This is a genomic window from Desulfovibrionales bacterium (genome assembly GCA_028715605.1).
In the GTDB taxonomy this organism is placed as follows: Bacteria; Desulfobacterota; QYQD01; order QYQD01; family QYQD01; genus QYQD01.
The window spans coordinates 49967-65988 of sequence record JAQURM010000003.1; the positions used below are offsets into that span (position 1 = coordinate 49967).

Sequence of the window (16022 nt, forward strand, 5' to 3'; positions counted from 1 at the left end):
CCGGAGTTCACCACCGCCCCCCGTACTGGCCGGGCGAGGTGCACCAAGGGTAAAGTTTCGTAAAGGCCGCGGTCATCGGCTCGCCTTTCCCCTGCTGAAAGTGGTAACTTTGGGTGATCTTGTTGTAGTCGTGGCACCGGCCGCAGGTCTTTTTGGGGCTGTAAGGCCTGTCGGCATTCAGACCCTTGCCCGGATCGATGACATTTCCGTACTCGTCCAACAGGTTAAACGGCGGGCAGACTCCCATGGCCGCCCGCTTGGCGTCGGATGCTGCGGACTGACCGGGAAGGGGGATCAAATCCTGCCCTTTAAGGAGAGAACGGCCTCCGAAGAGGACAAGACACACCGCCATAAGACCTAACCACCAGCTTTTCTTCATAATCCCATCCCCTATTTGTCAATTGTTCGCCGTTTACAATTGACCGTTCACCGAAAAGGCATCCCGCGCGCTTTTCAGGTCCTTACGGTCAACGGTGAACGGCTATCTCCTTCAGCCACTTGATTAGCTGGTCTTTGGACGGCAAATGGCCGGAGGACTTGATCTTACCGTTTATGACCAGAGCCGGGGTGGCCACCATCCCATAGCTGGCGATTTTTCGCACGTCACGCACATGCTCTACCTCCGCTCCTATATTCTCTTCTGTAAGAATAGACATAACCATCTGCTCCAGTTGGTCGCAGCTCGGGCACCCTGGTCCCAGGATGGCGATACGCAGGGCAGAAGATTCTTCTTCAGTGACCGGTTCTCCAATGAATTTCTTGAACTCCCGCAAAAAAGCCGCTTTATATTCTGCCTCTACCGAAGAGGGTATGTAATTTCTGCTTCTTAGCTTCACGAGCATCAGGTCGGCAATTTCCTCATCTTTCCGGCCCTTCCAGGCGGACAATTCCTCCAGCGCCTCCCTCAGACCCAGAATACCCACCCGAATGCCCTTTATTGCTATATAAGAGGGTTCTTTCTCCGACATCATAATGTATCCTTATTAATCCTCTTGTTACCTAAGGCACCCCGATCCGCTGGACCATGGTGGTTCTGAAGTAGCGCCTCTTAAACCAGAGGGCCACATTCACAAGGCTGATCAAAACCGGCACTTCCACCAGGGGACCGATTACAGCAGCGAAGGCCTGACCCGAGTCAATCCCGAAAACAGCCACGGCCACGGCAATGGCCAGTTCAAAGTTGTTGGATGCTGCGGTAAAGCTCAGGGTCGTTGACTGCTCGTAGGTGGCCCCTACCTTCATGGAAAGGAAGAAAGAGACAAAGAACATGCTCACGAAATAGATGCACAGGGGTATGGCCACCCGGACTACGTCCAGAGGAAGTTGGACGATGTATTCCCCCTTGAGGGAAAACATGACCAGGATGGTGAAGAGCAAGGCGATAAGGGTTATGGGGCTGATCTTAGGAATAAATCTCTCTTCATACCACTGGCGTCCCCTGACCTTGAGCCCGATTAGTCGGGTCAACATACCTCCTAAAAAGGGAATACCCAGGTAGATAAAAACGCTTTCGGCTATCTGGCCGATGGAAACATCCACCACCGCGCCTTTAAGCCCCAGCCATTGAGGAATAACGGTAATGAATATGTAGGCATAGAGGGAAAAGAAGAGGACCTGAAAAATAGAGTTGAAGGCCACAAGTCCCGCACAGTATTCCGTGTCTCCGGCGGCCAGTTCGTTCCAGACAATGACCATGGCAATGCAACGGGCCAGACCGATCAGGATAAGACCCACCATGTATTCGTGGTGACCGGAAAGAAAGGTAATGGCCAGGAGAAACATCAGGATGGGTCCGATGACCCAGTTTTGAACGAGGGAGAGGCCCAGAACTTTAACGTTATGAAAAACCTGCCCTAACTGTTCATATTTCACCTTGGCCAGTGGCGGGTACATCATCAGGATCAACCCGATGGCAATGGGGATATTGGTGGTACCGATCTGAAAATAATTGATCACGTTCCGTACGCCGGGGAAAAGATACCCCCCGAACACCCCCGCAAACATAGCCAGGAAGATCCATAAGGTTAGAAATCTATCCAGAAATGAAAGTTTCTTAACAATTTGTTCAGACATATCCAGGCCGCTTCCTGTTTTTTTGACTCTTCTATGCCAGCATCTTCTTGATTTCTTCAACGCCCGGCACCTTGCCGGCCACCTTGACTACGCCATCCACGACCAGGGCCGGAGTAATCATCACCCCGTAGGACATAATCTCTCTGATATCCGCCACCTTCTCCACGGTAGCGTCGATACCGAGGTCTTTTACCGCCTGCTTCGTGGCCTCGGCGAGTTTAATACATTTGGGACAACCTGGTCCCAGTATTTGAATTTTCATGGTTGCACCTCCTTTCCAATTATCCCCAGAACGTGCCAAAAACCTTGCCGGCAACCGTGGCCATAACACAGACCAGGGTAATAAAGAGTATAGTTTTTTTTGTGCCCATAACCTGGCGGATGACCAGCATGCTGGGCAGGCTTAGGGCCGGTCCGGCCAGGAGTAACGCCAGGGCCGGGCCTTTCCCCATTCCGGCGCCGAGTAAGCCTTGTAAAATTGGTACTTCAGTCAGGGTGGCAAAATACATAAAGGCCCCGGCTACACTGGCAAAGGCATTCGAGAACCAGGAGTTCCCGCCCACACTGGTTGCTATCCACTTTTCCGGGATAAGGGCTGTATGTCCCGGGCGTCCGAGTAGAAACCCCGCAGCCAGTACGCCCAGGAAAAGAAGCGGCAGGATCATCCCGGCATAATTCCAGGTGGACGCTCCCCACTCCCTCAGTTCCGCCGGTTTGAACCAGAGGGACAGTACCCCGACGAGTCCAAGAAGCAGGACCCCTGCGATATAAAAGCGAGCCTTATAGATGCTGGTATAAAACGAGGGGGCATAGTCCAGGGAAGAGATGTTATCCTTTGGAATAACCTGGATTGCGTCGCCGTCAATTTTCTTGAAGTGGTATTCGGTCAGCGTTTCACCAGAGAGAGCTCCCTCCAGGACAGTTCCATTATTTAAAGTAATTTTAACATCACCCGGCTTGCCCCAGTTGGCAAAGACCAAAATCCCGACCATTAGGGCAAAGTAGATAATCATTTTCCAGAGCGGCTTGCTGTCTTCTTCCTCCGGCAGCAATATGGCCGCGGTCTCCTTGGCCTTTTCCCGTTCTTCTTTCAGAAAGGCCAGGTGCATCAAAAGACCAATGATGATACTGAAACCAACGGCGCTAACAGCGCGGGCCACACCAAGTTCTATGCCCAGCACTCGTGCGGTGAGGATGATGGCCAGCACATTAATAGCCGGCCCGGCATAGAGGAAGGCCGTGGCCGGGCCAATGCCGGCCCCGCGCGCGTAGATACCGGCAAAGAGAGGCAGTATCGTACAGGAGCAGACGGCCAGGATACCGCCGGATACCGAGGCTACGGAATAAGCCAACCACTTTTTGGCCTGGCCCCCAAAGTATTTTATAACACTGGCCTGGCTGACAAAGACAGCGATGGCCCCGGCAATGAAGAAGGCCGGAACCAGACAGAGAAGCACATGCTCCCGGGCATATTCCTGGAGCATCATAAAGGCCTCCAGGCCGGACTGCCGCACGACAGGGTGGGCAAAGGGGATGAAATATGCCGCAAGAAAAATGCCGACCATAAGGCCGATGGCTTGCCACTGTTTCAATTCAGGGTACCTCGCTTGATTAAGCTAATGCGGTAGATTGCTTTTTAAAAGTCTTTAGGAGCGCTTGGTCTTTAGCAGCTTCATATGGGCCTGGGCATTAGCTACTAATACGGACTCGATACAGTCAAAAAATTTAAGGATGCAGGGTATCCGGAGTATATAGTAAATTTGAGTTCCGTGCTTATTGTCCTGAACTATACCGGCAGTCTTCAGCACAGAGAGATGCCTGGAGACCGTCGAGACATCGACGCCGATCATTTCCGTGAGTTCATTCACGCATCGAGCTCCCCTGGATAGTTCTTCGACGATGAACAAGCGGCTGGGATGAGCCAGGGCCTTGATAATTTTCGCACGGGCTTCTAATCGGGCCTGCGTCCGTGCGCTGATTTCTCTCTTCTTTGTCGTTGACATGGGGCTATCCTCCGAAGGCGGCTACTCTTAACATTGACTATTTGGTAATATAGCCAAATAGCCAATTATGTCAAGAAAATTTTTTACTAATCTGCTGACTTTTCTGATATGATGATGCGCATTACAAGATAAATCCAGATGCGATGCCTATAGCGAAAGGAGGGATAGGGGATGAAAATTCTATTTATCATTACTGCGGACGATGGAGAGACAATATATAATGCCATGAGATTGGCCAATGTGGGGGTCAAAAAGGGTGACGATGTTAGTGTGTTTATGCTCGGGAAAGGGGTACTTTTTGAAAAAAGCGGCACCGAAGAATTCAATGTCATGGAGCAAGTTAACCAGTTCCATGGAGATTTTTACGTCTGAGGGGTTTGTATGAAATCCCACGGTCTGGAGGGATCAAGTACCTGCCCCATTGCCTGGATGGACGATCTGTACGAATTGGTTAGGGACGCCGACAAGGTTATCACGTTTTGAGCAGATCATTATCCGAAATCACATGAATGGCATGGGGAAATTATGAAAGAGATAATACTTAGGCCGATAGGTATAATCCGTTCTCCCTTTAAAGATATCAAGGGAATGCCCATACAACCAACTGCCGCCAGAGGCACCCCCGGGACTATAAAGATGGAACCAGAGTACGTCGATGGTCTTAAAGACATAGAAGGATTTTCCCACATTATTTTAGTTTATTGTTTTCATCTCTCGGAAGGTTATTCGCTAGAGGTTAAGCCATTTATGGATGATCATCTGCGTGGTGTATTTGCGACAAGGGCGCCCAAGCGCCCAAATCCTATAGGAATATCTGTGGTCAGACTGGTAAAAGTGGAAGGGCGGACGCTTCAAGTCGAAGATGTGGATGTTGTGGACGGCACACCACTTCTGGACATAAAACCTTATATACCAGAATTAGATGCCCAAAAAGCCGAGCGAATAGGTTGGCTTTCTGGAAAAGTGGATAAGATACACAAGATAAAGGCAGATGAAAGGTTTAGATGAATATTGGCATAAATACCCACCCGGCTGATCCATGGCGATATTTTTTTAATCTTATACTGTTATTGTCCAAAAATCAGCGCAATCGTTTGCTTTGCCAGGCCATACTTAGGAATAAACGCACTACCTAAAAAGTCGAAGAATTTAAATGCCCGGGTATGGTGGAATGGTACCCGACTCATTTCAGCCGCCAAACGGGACATCGACTCCAAAGAATCTCTGCGTCTGGGATCGACTTCAAGCAGTGCGGGTTCACTCGATTCGATCCCATTTTGAACAAAGCGTGACTTAACCAAATCGTAAAGATATGCTTTCTCACTTAATTCCGAAATTCCATCCTGCCTTCGTTGTAAAGAGGATAGGCTTTTTTTCTCATTTTCAATGGCCTGATCGATTGCCTGTAATCCTCTTGTGTAACAGATACTCGAAGGTTTTTCGATAATGATGGCGGAGTCCATGTCTTCCGCTTTAATAACATCTAACGACTGGCGTAACAGATCGTACTGTAGGTGAACAAAGAAGGCTACGTCTGCAATAAGCCCAAGGCGGTTGGCATAGGCGCCCTTTTTGAGCCACCCCACTCTTGACAACGCGCTGTCCAGGTTTCGCATTACATCTTTGTAAGGGTACCACAGCACCGTTTGATTGTTCTTGCGTTCCAGCGGCTGCGGTAACTCAGGTAAATTGCACGCATAGGCTTCAGCAATGAGTAAATGCGAAAGAGCGCTATAATAAGGGTCAGAAATATTTCGGGTAACGTAGCTTTCTGCTTCCTGTAGCTTCTTTTTAGTCGCACGACTGTGGGCCATGTAATCATCGAAGGTTCTGAAATGGCTGACATCCGTACCCATAAGGGTTTTTCCCTGATCGACAAGTTGGGTTATGTGATTAAGAGATTTGTTTAGTTCATGGCGGGAAGGGTTTTGGGCAATAGCTAAGGCCGGAATGGTCAGAATCAAGAGAATCAAGGCTACTCGCTTCATCTCACATATCTCCTGTTCTCACGTTTTGATTTTTTTCTAACGGGGATCTCATGAGCTGCCGTCGCTGCGGTTCAAGTAGCGAAGCGTAGCACTAGAGCTTATCGCTGGCTTCGTGCAGGATCGGGTTAGCGGTGTTTGTCTTCGGCCTTCATTTTTTGCATTTTCAGCCGCCATTTTTCCAATGGAGCTGCATCTACTCAAAATCATATAAAAATTTGCCAAATAACACAATAAGATAAAATCTATTTAGTTTTCATCCGGAAACCCTATATTCCTCTCCCCTTCATCTCTTCCCGCTCCGCCACGGCGGACCGTAGGCCAGAGGGGAAGTCTTCGGATGAAAGCCGGTCTAACTCTTGTCACCGATGGATTCGGGTATCTGACGCGTCCCGGCGTATCCCACAAAAAGACTTGCACTAATTAATAGTATTCAAATAGAATATTAAAAAGGGGGTTGGAATACTCTTGTATCCTGTTAAACTACCACGCCTCTGGCGCATCTATGACTGAAAAGTCTTTAAGGCCAACCGAGCTGTTAACCTGGGATATACTCTCTCTTGAGATACGCCGGGGCGCGCCGGTGCCCACCTCATTCTTTCTATGCCCGAATTTAATTTAGAAGGAGATAACCATGGCTCTTAAACAGGGCTACATACATGTTTACACCGGTAACGGCAAGGGCAAGACAACCGCCGCCTTAGGGCTTGCCCTTCGGGCCGCCGGTCAAGGGCTGTCTGTGACTATGATTCAGTTTTTAAAAGGAGAAACTGATATTGGCGAGATAAAGGCTGCATCTGCATTCCTGCCGAAGTTTGTTATAAGGCCAACCGGACAGAAGGGCTTTATTTTCCAGCGCGAGACTTCTACAGAAGATAAGGAACGGGCGGCAGGGGGCATGGAACTGGCCAGCAAGATTGTCCATGAGGGATCAACCGATGTATTGATATTGGATGAGGTAAATGTGGCGGTAACCCTCGGCCTTGTGCCCGAGGAGTGGCTTATTTCAGTAATGGAGAACAAGCCCTCGGACATGGAGCTTGTGTTGACCGGCCGGAACGCCTCCCCTCGCATTATTGCGTGCGCAGATCTGGTTACAGAGATGCGGGAGATAAAACACTATTTTAAAAAGGGGGTTAAGGCGCGGGAAGGCATTGAAAAATGATGCCGTCCCATAGGATCGCGACCTTGGGAGCCTTGGATTCGCGGGCGAAGCGCCTGGCTATCCTTTAACACAGGCCAACGGTTTAACCATAGCTACCTTTTTTGCCAATCCGGCCTGGTGAGCGGCGTTCACGACCTCCACTACATCCTTATAAGCGCCCGGCGCTTCTTCTGCCACGCCTCGATAGGAACGGGTCCGGATTATGATTCCTTTAGCAGATAAATCCTTTATAATTTTGTCACCACGCCAGGTCTTGGTAGCTCGCTTGCGGCTCATGCTACGACCTGCACCGTGGCAGGCCGACCCAAAGGCCTGCTCTGTGCCGAATTCTGTGCCTACCAGAATGAAGGAGCAGGTGCCCATGGTCCCGCCAATAAAGACCGGCTGACCAATTGATCGGAAGCGCGCCGGTATTTCCGGTCTTCCCGGACCAAAGGCCCGGGTTGATCCCTTGCGGTGGACATAAAGCCGGCGTTTTTTGCCATCCACAACATGCTCTTCGACCTTGCAGGTGTTATGACTGACGTCAAATAACATTTTTAAGTTAGCCTGAGGGATAATTTCGGCTACGGCCTCGCGGGTCAGATGACTTATAACCTGGCGGTTGGCCAGGGCGCAGTTTATTCCCGCGCCAACTGCCCCGAAATAGCGTTTGCCTTCCGGCGAGTTGATCGGCGCGCAGACCAGTTCTCTTTCACGGATGGGAATATTATATTTTTTAGATGCCTGGGCCAAACTAACCAGATAATCCGTGCCTATCTGATGCCCCAAGGCCCTGGAGCCGCAATGGATAGCGATAACAATATCATCCTTTTTAATGCCCAGGGCTTCGGCGGCTTTAGCATCATAGATCTCGAATACATGTTGTATTTCCAGATAGTGGTTCCCTGACCCCAGGGTTCCCACTTCTCTGAATTGTCTTTTTTTGGCCAGGTCAGAGACCTGGGCCGGATCCGCCCAGGCAACATAACCGCCTTCTTCTATGCATTTCAGGTCTTCCGGGAGTCCGTAACCCCTATCTAACGCCCACTTTGCTCCGCCGGCCAGGACGTCATCGATTTGGGCCGGGGTGAGCCTTATCTTACCCTCTGAGCCAACGCCGGCGGGAACTACCTGAAAGATTTTATCGATCAACCTTTCCAGAGAGGGCATGATCTCATCTTTGATAAGGCCGGTGGTTAACGTGCGCACTCCACAGGAGATATCAAAGCCCACGCCGCCGGCCGAAATAATGCCGCCTTCTTCCGGATCAAAGGCGGCCACTCCGCCTATGGGAAAGCCATAACCCCAATGCGCATCAGGCATGGCAATGGAGGCGTGGACAATACCGGGCAAACAAGCTACGTTCGTAACTTGCTCGCGGACCTTTTCATCCATTTCTTCAACTAATGCTTGGCTGGCGAAGATGAGCCCGCGGACGCGCATCTCACCCAGTGGCGGGAGTTCCCAGAGAAAGTCATTAATTTTCTTTAATGATTTGATCTCCATGTCCCTTACCTCATACATCAACTACGCATTGGGCCACAAAGTGGCCGGCTTCTTGAAATACCCTGAGCATAGTAAATGTGGCTCCTTTAACCTCTACGCCTAAGTCGTGTTTCTGGGGGCTTATAGATTCGCCGCGGGCGGTGGCGGTTAAATTCTTGTCCTTTATTGTGACGCTAAATTCACAAAGGACCATTTTTTCTATATCTGCCAGGGCTATTAATTGATTTAACCAGACCATAAAGAGGGTTTCTATATCCGGCGCCGTGCACTCCACCCGGATTTCTTTCTGCGGTTCAATTGTGGACAGGTCGGCCATCAGCGCAAAAAGGGCTTTTGCCCCGTTGGCAAAGGCCTCTTCCAGCGTCCGGCCTTTCCCACGAATGCCAACATCTGCTCCATGCTCAAATGTTTCATAGCAGGGCTTCATATTTATATCTTATTTGTTATCCCGGTCGTTGTCAAAAGAATCTCACGGCCATATTAAATGGCTGAATCTATCGCAAAGGTTTCACGCTTACGGCGCATCTTCGAGACGCGACGTCCTGTCTGGACTACCGGATCGCAGGGGTGCGCGCCGGGTTGCCGGTTTCGCAAAAACTTCTTGCCCCTCTTTTAAAAAAAGTGTATGTGATACAATTTTCCGCCTTTGTAAAAAGTATCCTTTCAAAACAGGCCCCAAATACAGGGTTGCACGCCAGGGGGAAAGCGCTTATAACCGTTTCTTTCTTCGCCTGTTGGTTGTGCTACCGCCTTAAGTTCGGGATTTCCAAAACAGGAGAATAACTATGGGTATTCTTTCCAATACGGTGAGCTTTTGTCAGTATCAGGTCTCAGGTGAGTTCCCTGACAAAGACCTTTACGAATGGGCCGCCGACCGCCTGGCCCAGAATGCTTTTCGTGCCATCGACCAGACAGCCGAAGAACTTTCCTTCGGCTGGGTTCACTTCGATGATTTCTCAAACAGCAGTTTCACCACGCCGCACGCCTTTTGGCGGGATCATTATCTGGCCTTTACGCTTCGCCGGGACCAACGCCGCGTGCCAGCCGTTTTGCTGAAGGCCTATCAGGAAAAGGCCGAAAATGATTATCTCGCCTCTAATCCTGGTCTGAAATGGGTTCCGAAGGATAAGCGGCATGACCTGCGCAATGCGGTGCGTAGCGCTCTGCTCAACAAGACTCTGCCGCTACCCGCCATGTATGACGCGGTCTGGGATACCAGGACCGGAGTGGTGACGTTCAGCAGCCTGACTCCTAAAATCCAGGAACTGTTCGAGCACCTTTTCGAGAGGACCTTCCAGATGGGCCTGGTAGCAATTCACCCGTTTGCACGTGCGGAAAGGGTGTCGGATAAGAGCCTCCGACCAGCCCTGCAAAAGGCCAATTGTGCCCATACAGACGCAGTAGCGGACCTCATCAAGGGCAACCGGTGGCTGGGCCTGGATTTCTTGCTATGGCTGATTTACCAGACAACGAATGGTTCCTCGGAGTACACGGTAAGCCGGTCCGGTCTAGCTCCCCAGGGCGCGCCGTTCGTTGCCTACCTCAATGACCGCTTCGTCCTCCTTGGAGGAGGCGACAAAGGGGCACAGAAAATCACTGTGGCCGGGTGCCAGGATAATTTCAAGGAGACCCTCACCGCCTTGCAAAATGGCAAAGAGATTACAGAAGCGACCCTTTACCTGGAAAAGGAGGAACATGTATGGAGGATGACCCTGAAAGGGGAGACGTTCCACTTCGCCTCGTTCAAGTGCCCTTCGGTAAAACTGGAAAGGGACGAACTTACCGACGAATCAAGCGAGCGGGAAGCGGTTTTCTATGAACGAATGCACGTTCTAGAGGGAGGATTGCAGCTTTTTGACAGTCTCTACAACGATTTTCTCAACAAACGGCTGAGTCAAGAATGGGAGGAGAGAACCATGGCCATCCGGGAATGGTTATTCTCAGGAGCAACTTAAATACTGCCTGGACAGATAGCCGAAAATAAGAGGATTAAAAATAAAGACCCCCGGGCATGTTCCACGACCGGGGGTCTTTATTCAGAAAAAGATATAACGAATATCTAATTAATCCATCCAGTATTCTTCCGGCATGTCCATGGCCAGCTTAAGGGCCCCTTTGGCTCCGGCAAACAGGGGATCATCAATACATTCTACCTTGGCGCCGCCTAAATCTGCCAGCCCGGCCGCTACCATATCCGCCAACCCTTCTATCTGGCTGCCACCGCCGGCCAGGTAGATATTTTCTCTCAGTATTTCCTGAAATTCAGGGTCATAAGTGGCAATTAATTTTTTTACTGCCTCTACAATTTCAGGGACGATGCTTTCACATGCGGATTTTAACTCATTGGTTACGTCAAACACCTCCGGCTTGCCGTTGACCGGGAAGACGGTTGAAACGGAGCGGGTGACATTATATACAAAGGAATGACGTTCCTTTATCTCTCTGGCCATGTTCAGGGTAAAGTTGGCCGTAGAGTATGTAGATCTAAGGGTGTCATAAAAGACTTTATCAATATAATCTCCCCCTTTGTACAGCGTAATCTGATCTTCTTCCTCCGGGACAGTTCCATGCATACGGCAAATATCCACAGTTCCCGCGCCAATGTCGATTATCATAGCGTTGTCTAACCTGCCGGCATAATAGGCTACGGCAAAGGGTTCGGAAATTACCGCTGCATAATCCATTACTGACTTGGCAATATCGGCCACAACTTGTTTATTTTGTACGCTGGCCTTGGCCGGTACGCCGATAATTCCATAAACCTTGGCCCCGGAGGGCGCTTCCACGGCACTGATGAGGTGCTTGATAAGTTCCTGGGCCATAGTTTTTTCCTGCTCGTCTTCTTTGATAACACCTTTTTCCAGAGGATATACGACGTTGAGGGATAAACGGTGCTTAAGGGCATCCCGTCCAAACAACAGGTTTTGTTTTAACATTTGCCTGGCGATCAGATCTTTTGGCCAGCCCACTACGCTTAGCGTTACCTTTTCTACGCCGTTATTAGAGACCAGCGCACTCCTCGACGTTCCGAGGTCAATTCCCATATATATTTTTTCACTCATCCACTTTCCTCCTCTGTATTAGGTTTCAACAGATCCGGTAGAATAACTTTCCAGCGGTGACAAATCTCCATTTCCAGGTTCGTCTCTTCCATCTCCAGATATCTGGCTTTCAGTGCCAGCCCAAGATGCAACTGACCGGCCTCCTGGATCTTCTTTTCAATTAATTCCAGTATGGCCTCGTGTTCTTTCTGAATGCGGTTGATAATATGCTTATAATATTGTTCTTCTTTATCCTGTAATCTTTTGGCAAAGCCGGCTATCTGGTCTTCTTCTGTCTTTTCTTCCTGTTTTCTGACTTCTGCTGAGATAACTTTATTGACTAATTCCTTCTTTTTGTCGATCACATTCAAGGATTAATGGGTCCAGCTTATCTTTGCATTGTGGCTGTAATTTTTAAGGATAGCCGCCTGGTCATCGATGACATTAATCTGGTCTTTGAGGACAGATTCCAGGTATTGTATTTGTCTATCCAATAGACCGATTTGTTTTCTTTGTTTTTGGCCCAAATTAAAAAGCGGGTTGGCTTGGTCTGAGATGTTTACCTTTTGTCTATATAGAAAAAAGTCCACCTTGGTTTCTTCCAACTCCGCCCTGAGTTTGACGACTTCTTCCTCTTTTTTGGTAAGGGATTTTTGTTTTGTCGTCAGGGCCTTGTTTAAGGTGTCTATTTTTTTCTTTTGCCATCTGATATTTTTATTAAGGGTAGTGATCTTTGACGCCTGTTGTTTAATAACTTCATCGTTTTGATCGATCGTTTCGTTGAGCGACTCGATCTTTTCTATCTTGGAGTGGATAATGTGGGTTTTCTGTTCCAACGTCGAGGAGAGATCGCTTAATTCCTGTATTAGCTGGTTGTTGGAGCGATACATATATAATGAGCTGAAGCTAACGACCAGCAATAGCGCGCATAAAAAGGCGATGAGCCGATCCTTGCCGGCCCTTTTTTTGTTTATAGCGTCAATTTTATCCGTGGCGCCCTGGAGTTCGGCCTGTAATGTTGAAGCCATCTGTCTATAATCAAGAACCCTGGACTCTAAGGCAGTTTTGTCCCGTTGGATCCCCTGGAGATCGTATAGCATCTTCTCGCGTTCTGAGGCGTGTTGGACCTCCAGCGCCGATGTCTTCTCCTTTAATTCCAGGATGGTCTTTATTTGTTCTTGAATCAGCCGGTTTTTGTCTGTTAAATTCGACTTAAGGGCGTCCAGTTCGGTTTGTAGAGGTTGAGATTGTGTTTTTAGCTCCCGGCCTTCCGCTTCTTTTTGGGCAACTTCATTTTGTAACCTGGAAATTTTCTCTCGTTGTTTTGTGTTGTCTTCTTGTTGTTGTTCCAACGTTTCTTTAATATTCTGAAATTTAGTCAGTTCTGACTGGAGTGCGCTTAGGTTAGCTTGCAGAATTTGGGTCTGCTCTTGGGAAATTCTTGTCTCTTCCTCTTTAGCCGTTGCCTGGCTCTGGAGGGCGGAGAACTCCTCTTCACGACGTTTGATCTCTTCCTGTTTCTTGATTAACTCTGCTTCGACAGCCTGCAAACCGGAAACCCTTGTCTTAAAAATATCCAGCTCGCTTTTCAGTGCCTGGGCTTCTTTCTTGTGGCGGCTTAATTCTAGCTCTTTTTCGGGGATGGTATTTTGCAGGCTGGTGACCTCTTCTTTATGTTGTCGTTGTATCTCTTCTTGTTGCCGGATGAGGTCAGCCCTGACTGTTCTTAGGTTTTCCAGTTCCTGGTTCTGGAATTCCTCGGTTTCCTGTTGTTTGTGAAGGGTTTCCCTGAAGAGCTCCATATCGGATTCAAGTCGTTGAAGGCCGGCTCTTAACCGTTCTTCTTCAGACTCTTTTTGCTGAAGGTTATACTTTAGATCGATTAAGTCCTTATCTTTTCGGCGATTTTCTTCTATATAATATTCATTTTCCCTTCTTAAAACGGCGATCTCTTTGCTCTGTAATTCTATGCCGTCTGCCTGCTCTTGAATAATATTAGCTTGAGAAGCAAGGGTAGACTTTATTGCCTCTAATTCTTTTTGCAGGACAGAATAATTTTCCTGTAGCTGCGAAATTTCCGCTGTTTTGGGGGCGGCTTCATCCTGCCGGTAATCAATTTTCCCCTGTTGCTGTCGTTCTTCTTCTCTTAAGGGTTGAGCTTCTTGCTTTTCAGCAACAGTCTTTCCCACAGGGACATTATGGCTGTTTGGGAGATAGTATATCTGGCTGGATTTTCTTTTTATTACTTTTGAAAAGTCTATACGTTCATCAGTTTCAGATGCGCCTTCAGATTCCGGCGGGGTAGGCCTGAGTAACATATCTGAAAATTTGAACTTTTTTATGCGCTGCTCTAAGAATAATGACATGAAGATGTTTCCTTACGGTGGCTGTACGTTACAATAAAGTGATTTTACCCCATATTTAGCATATAACCTCTACCGAAATTAGCATTATTATCAAATTGTTGTCAACACAATTTTGACGGTCTCGTAAAAAGTAAAATTTTACCGCAGAGGTCGCAGAGAACTCTGAGATAACATATTGGATGTTTTACAGTTTTTCTCTGCGGACACTGCGCGCTCGGTGGTGACAAGGTTTTTTTACAAGTTCCGCAATTTTTGTCTTCCAGGGATTAGAAGCCCCAGGGTTAATTTTCTCCCCTCATTCACTGTATGTCCGCACCAGATAAACACTGATGACAAAAAAGATAACGGCAAAGATTACCAGGACAGCCAGGGATAAGAGGCAATCAGGCCCCATACATTTAGCACGCATGAGCTTATTAGTATGGGCCAGGGGCAGGATTCGGATGACGAATTGCAGCCAGCGGGGCATTTCTTCAATCGGGAAGAATGTCCCCCCAAAAAAGGCCATGGGCAATATGAAAAAATTGGAGAAGGTGGCCGTATCTTCGTGAGATTTGGCCCTAAGGCCGGAGACTACACCCAGAGAGGCGAAGAGAAAACAATTGAGGAGCAAGGCCGGTATGAAGAGCGGCATAAAATAAAGGCCGCTTCCCAGGAACAAGCCGACTAAAAGGATCATGCTTGAGGCAAAAAGACCCCGCACCATGCCGGCCAAAACCTCTCCCAGGACAATAGCACAGGGACTCACCGGTGATTGGATAAAAACCTGGAAGGTACGGAAGTGGAGCCGGCCTACAGTTAGACTGGTGGCAATCCAGGTGTAGGAATTATTCATGGAACTCATGGCGATGAGACCCGGGAGGAGGAAGTCAAGATAGCTTCCTCCGGCAATACTTATCCTGTGTCCTAACCCGAGCCCAAAGGCCAGCAGATAAAGGAGCGGGGCAAACATGGCCGAGAAGAAATAGCCGAGGCGCAGAAAGCGCCTCCGGAAGAGCATCATCTCACGCAAAAAAACCGGATAATATCCAGACATAAGGCTCCTACTATTCCGCCGGCCCAATCCTCTCCCCGGTCAACTTAATGAAGACGTCTTCCAGGTTGGACTCCCGGATGATTATCGGCCCTTTTTTGCTCTGCGAAAGGCTGTGGGCCTCTTCCCGGCTCCGGCATAACATGTATCGGGTATTGCCGTTTTCCTGATACTCCAGCACGAAACCGCCCACTTCGCCCTTAAGTTCCTGCGGTGTTCCCAGGGCTATAAGCCTGCCGCGGGAAAGGATGCCCACCCGCGTGCAAAGGGCCTCAGCCTCCTCAATGTAGTGCGTGGTAAGAAAGACGGTGGTTCCGTTCTCTTTAAGGTTACGGACCAGGTCCCATATCTGTCTCCTTACCTGTGGGTCCAGACCGACCGTAGGTTCGTCGAGAAAAAGCACATTCGGTTTGGTGAGAAGGGCGCGGGCGATAAGAAGGCGGCGCTGCATACCGCCGGAAAAGTCACGCACCAGGTGGTTGCTCCTCTCGGACAGGCCGGCCAATTCCAGGATATCTTTTATATTCCGGCCAAGGTTGTCCAATCTGTGAAGCATTCCATAGACCCGGAGATTTTGTTCAGCGGTTAATTCCTTGTCCAGGTTTATCTCCTGAGGCGCTACGCCGATGATATTCTTCACCGCCAGCGGCTCTTTCTCCACATCATGCCCGCCGATCGCGGCCCGGCCGCTGGTGGGCTTGCTGAGTGTAGTTAATATCTTGATGGTGGTCGTTTTCCCGGCGCCGTTCGGTCCCAGAAGGCCGAAGACCTCGCCCTGTTTTATGACAAGGGTGAGGGAATCAAGCGCCCTGATGGCGCCATAGATTTTGGTTATGTGGTCAATATTGATCATATGCCCGAAAACAGA

General features: G+C 49.0%; 18 protein-coding genes. 4 read left to right on the forward strand and 14 right to left on the reverse strand.

Translation table 11 applies throughout. The annotated features are described in order from the left end of the window. Window positions 1-7: 7 nt before the first annotated feature. From PHT49_04705 to PHT49_04730, 6 genes are all read right to left on the reverse strand, one after another. Window positions 8-379, reverse strand: coding sequence for a hypothetical protein (locus PHT49_04705; GenBank protein ID MDD5451176.1), 372 nt, complete (start codon window positions 377-379; stop codon window positions 8-10). Window positions 380-467: 88 nt separating this feature from the next. Beyond that, window positions 468-968, reverse strand: a complete 501-nt coding sequence (locus tag PHT49_04710) for a thioredoxin family protein (GenBank protein MDD5451177.1) — start codon at window positions 966-968, stop codon at window positions 468-470. A gap of 31 nt (window positions 969-999) precedes the next feature. After that, a complete protein-coding gene (arsB, locus tag PHT49_04715; protein ID MDD5451178.1) occupies window positions 1000-2073 on the reverse strand; it encodes an ACR3 family arsenite efflux transporter in 1074 nt (357 codons plus the stop codon). A gap of 31 nt (window positions 2074-2104) precedes the next feature. Continuing rightward, window positions 2105-2335 carry a thioredoxin family protein gene (locus PHT49_04720; GenBank protein ID MDD5451179.1) on the reverse strand — a complete coding sequence of 77 codons (231 nt, stop codon included), beginning with the start codon at window positions 2333-2335 and terminating at the stop codon, window positions 2105-2107. Between the two features lie 19 nt (window positions 2336-2354). Then, window positions 2355-3665: a permease gene (locus tag PHT49_04725; GenBank protein ID MDD5451180.1), complete on the reverse strand. Its 1311-nt coding sequence runs from the start codon at window positions 3663-3665 to the stop codon at window positions 2355-2357. A gap of 54 nt (window positions 3666-3719) precedes the next feature. Then, complete coding sequence (locus tag PHT49_04730; GenBank protein MDD5451181.1) at window positions 3720-4076, reverse strand: metalloregulator ArsR/SmtB family transcription factor; 357 nt, start codon at window positions 4074-4076, stop codon at window positions 3720-3722. A 171-nt stretch (window positions 4077-4247) separates the two neighbouring features. On the opposite strand from PHT49_04730, the gene PHT49_04735 reads away from it, so the two are divergent. After that, complete coding sequence (locus PHT49_04735) at window positions 4248-4448, forward strand: hypothetical protein (GenBank protein MDD5451182.1); 201 nt, start codon at window positions 4248-4250, stop codon at window positions 4446-4448. 153 nt (window positions 4449-4601) lie between these two features. Then, window positions 4602-5084 carry a tRNA (N6-threonylcarbamoyladenosine(37)-N6)-methyltransferase TrmO gene (gene tsaA / locus PHT49_04740; protein ID MDD5451183.1) on the forward strand — a complete coding sequence of 161 codons (483 nt, stop codon included), beginning with the start codon at window positions 4602-4604 and terminating at the stop codon, window positions 5082-5084. Between the two features lie 59 nt (window positions 5085-5143). On the opposite strand, the gene PHT49_04745 is transcribed toward tsaA, so the two are convergent. Continuing rightward, window positions 5144-6064, reverse strand: a complete 921-nt coding sequence (locus tag PHT49_04745) for a hypothetical protein (protein MDD5451184.1) — start codon at window positions 6062-6064, stop codon at window positions 5144-5146. Between the two features lie 631 nt (window positions 6065-6695). Here PHT49_04745 and PHT49_04750 point away from each other — a divergent pair. After that, window positions 6696-7226: a cob(I)yrinic acid a,c-diamide adenosyltransferase gene (locus PHT49_04750; GenBank protein ID MDD5451185.1), complete on the forward strand. Its 531-nt coding sequence runs from the start codon at window positions 6696-6698 to the stop codon at window positions 7224-7226. 57 nt (window positions 7227-7283) lie between these two features. On the opposite strand, the gene PHT49_04755 is transcribed toward PHT49_04750, so the two are convergent. Both PHT49_04755 and PHT49_04760 read right to left on the reverse strand, forming a co-directional pair. Continuing rightward, on the reverse strand, window positions 7284-8732 hold the full coding sequence (locus tag PHT49_04755; GenBank protein MDD5451186.1) for an RtcB family protein: 1449 nt from the start codon (window positions 8730-8732) through the stop codon (window positions 7284-7286). Continuing rightward, a complete protein-coding gene (locus PHT49_04760) occupies window positions 8725-9141 on the reverse strand; it encodes an archease (GenBank protein ID MDD5451187.1) in 417 nt (138 codons plus the stop codon). The genes PHT49_04755 and PHT49_04760 overlap by 8 nt, the downstream gene beginning before the upstream one ends. Before the next feature lie 358 nt (window positions 9142-9499). On the opposite strand from PHT49_04760, the gene PHT49_04765 reads away from it, so the two are divergent. After that, the gene (locus PHT49_04765) at window positions 9500-10669 is read left to right on the forward strand and encodes a hypothetical protein (GenBank protein MDD5451188.1); all 1170 of its coding nucleotides are present in this window, start codon (window positions 9500-9502) and stop codon (window positions 10667-10669) included. A gap of 108 nt (window positions 10670-10777) precedes the next feature. On the opposite strand, the gene mamK is transcribed toward PHT49_04765, so the two are convergent. From mamK to PHT49_04790, 5 genes are all read right to left on the reverse strand, one after another. Then, window positions 10778-11776 (reverse strand): MamK family actin-like protein, encoded by a 999-nt coding sequence (gene mamK / locus PHT49_04770; protein ID MDD5451189.1) that lies wholly within the window; start codon window positions 11774-11776, stop codon window positions 10778-10780. Next, complete coding sequence (locus tag PHT49_04775) at window positions 11773-12120, reverse strand: hypothetical protein (protein MDD5451190.1); 348 nt, start codon at window positions 12118-12120, stop codon at window positions 11773-11775. The genes mamK and PHT49_04775 overlap by 4 nt, the downstream gene beginning before the upstream one ends. A 9-nt stretch (window positions 12121-12129) precedes the next feature. Next, window positions 12130-14121, reverse strand: coding sequence for a hypothetical protein (locus tag PHT49_04780; protein ID MDD5451191.1), 1992 nt, complete (start codon window positions 14119-14121; stop codon window positions 12130-12132). A 295-nt stretch (window positions 14122-14416) separates the two neighbouring features. Beyond that, on the reverse strand, window positions 14417-15157 hold the full coding sequence (locus PHT49_04785; GenBank protein ID MDD5451192.1) for an ABC transporter permease: 741 nt from the start codon (window positions 15155-15157) through the stop codon (window positions 14417-14419). A gap of 10 nt (window positions 15158-15167) precedes the next feature. After that, a complete protein-coding gene (locus tag PHT49_04790; GenBank protein ID MDD5451193.1) occupies window positions 15168-16007 on the reverse strand; it encodes an ATP-binding cassette domain-containing protein in 840 nt (279 codons plus the stop codon). Window positions 16008-16022 lie beyond the last annotated feature (15 nt).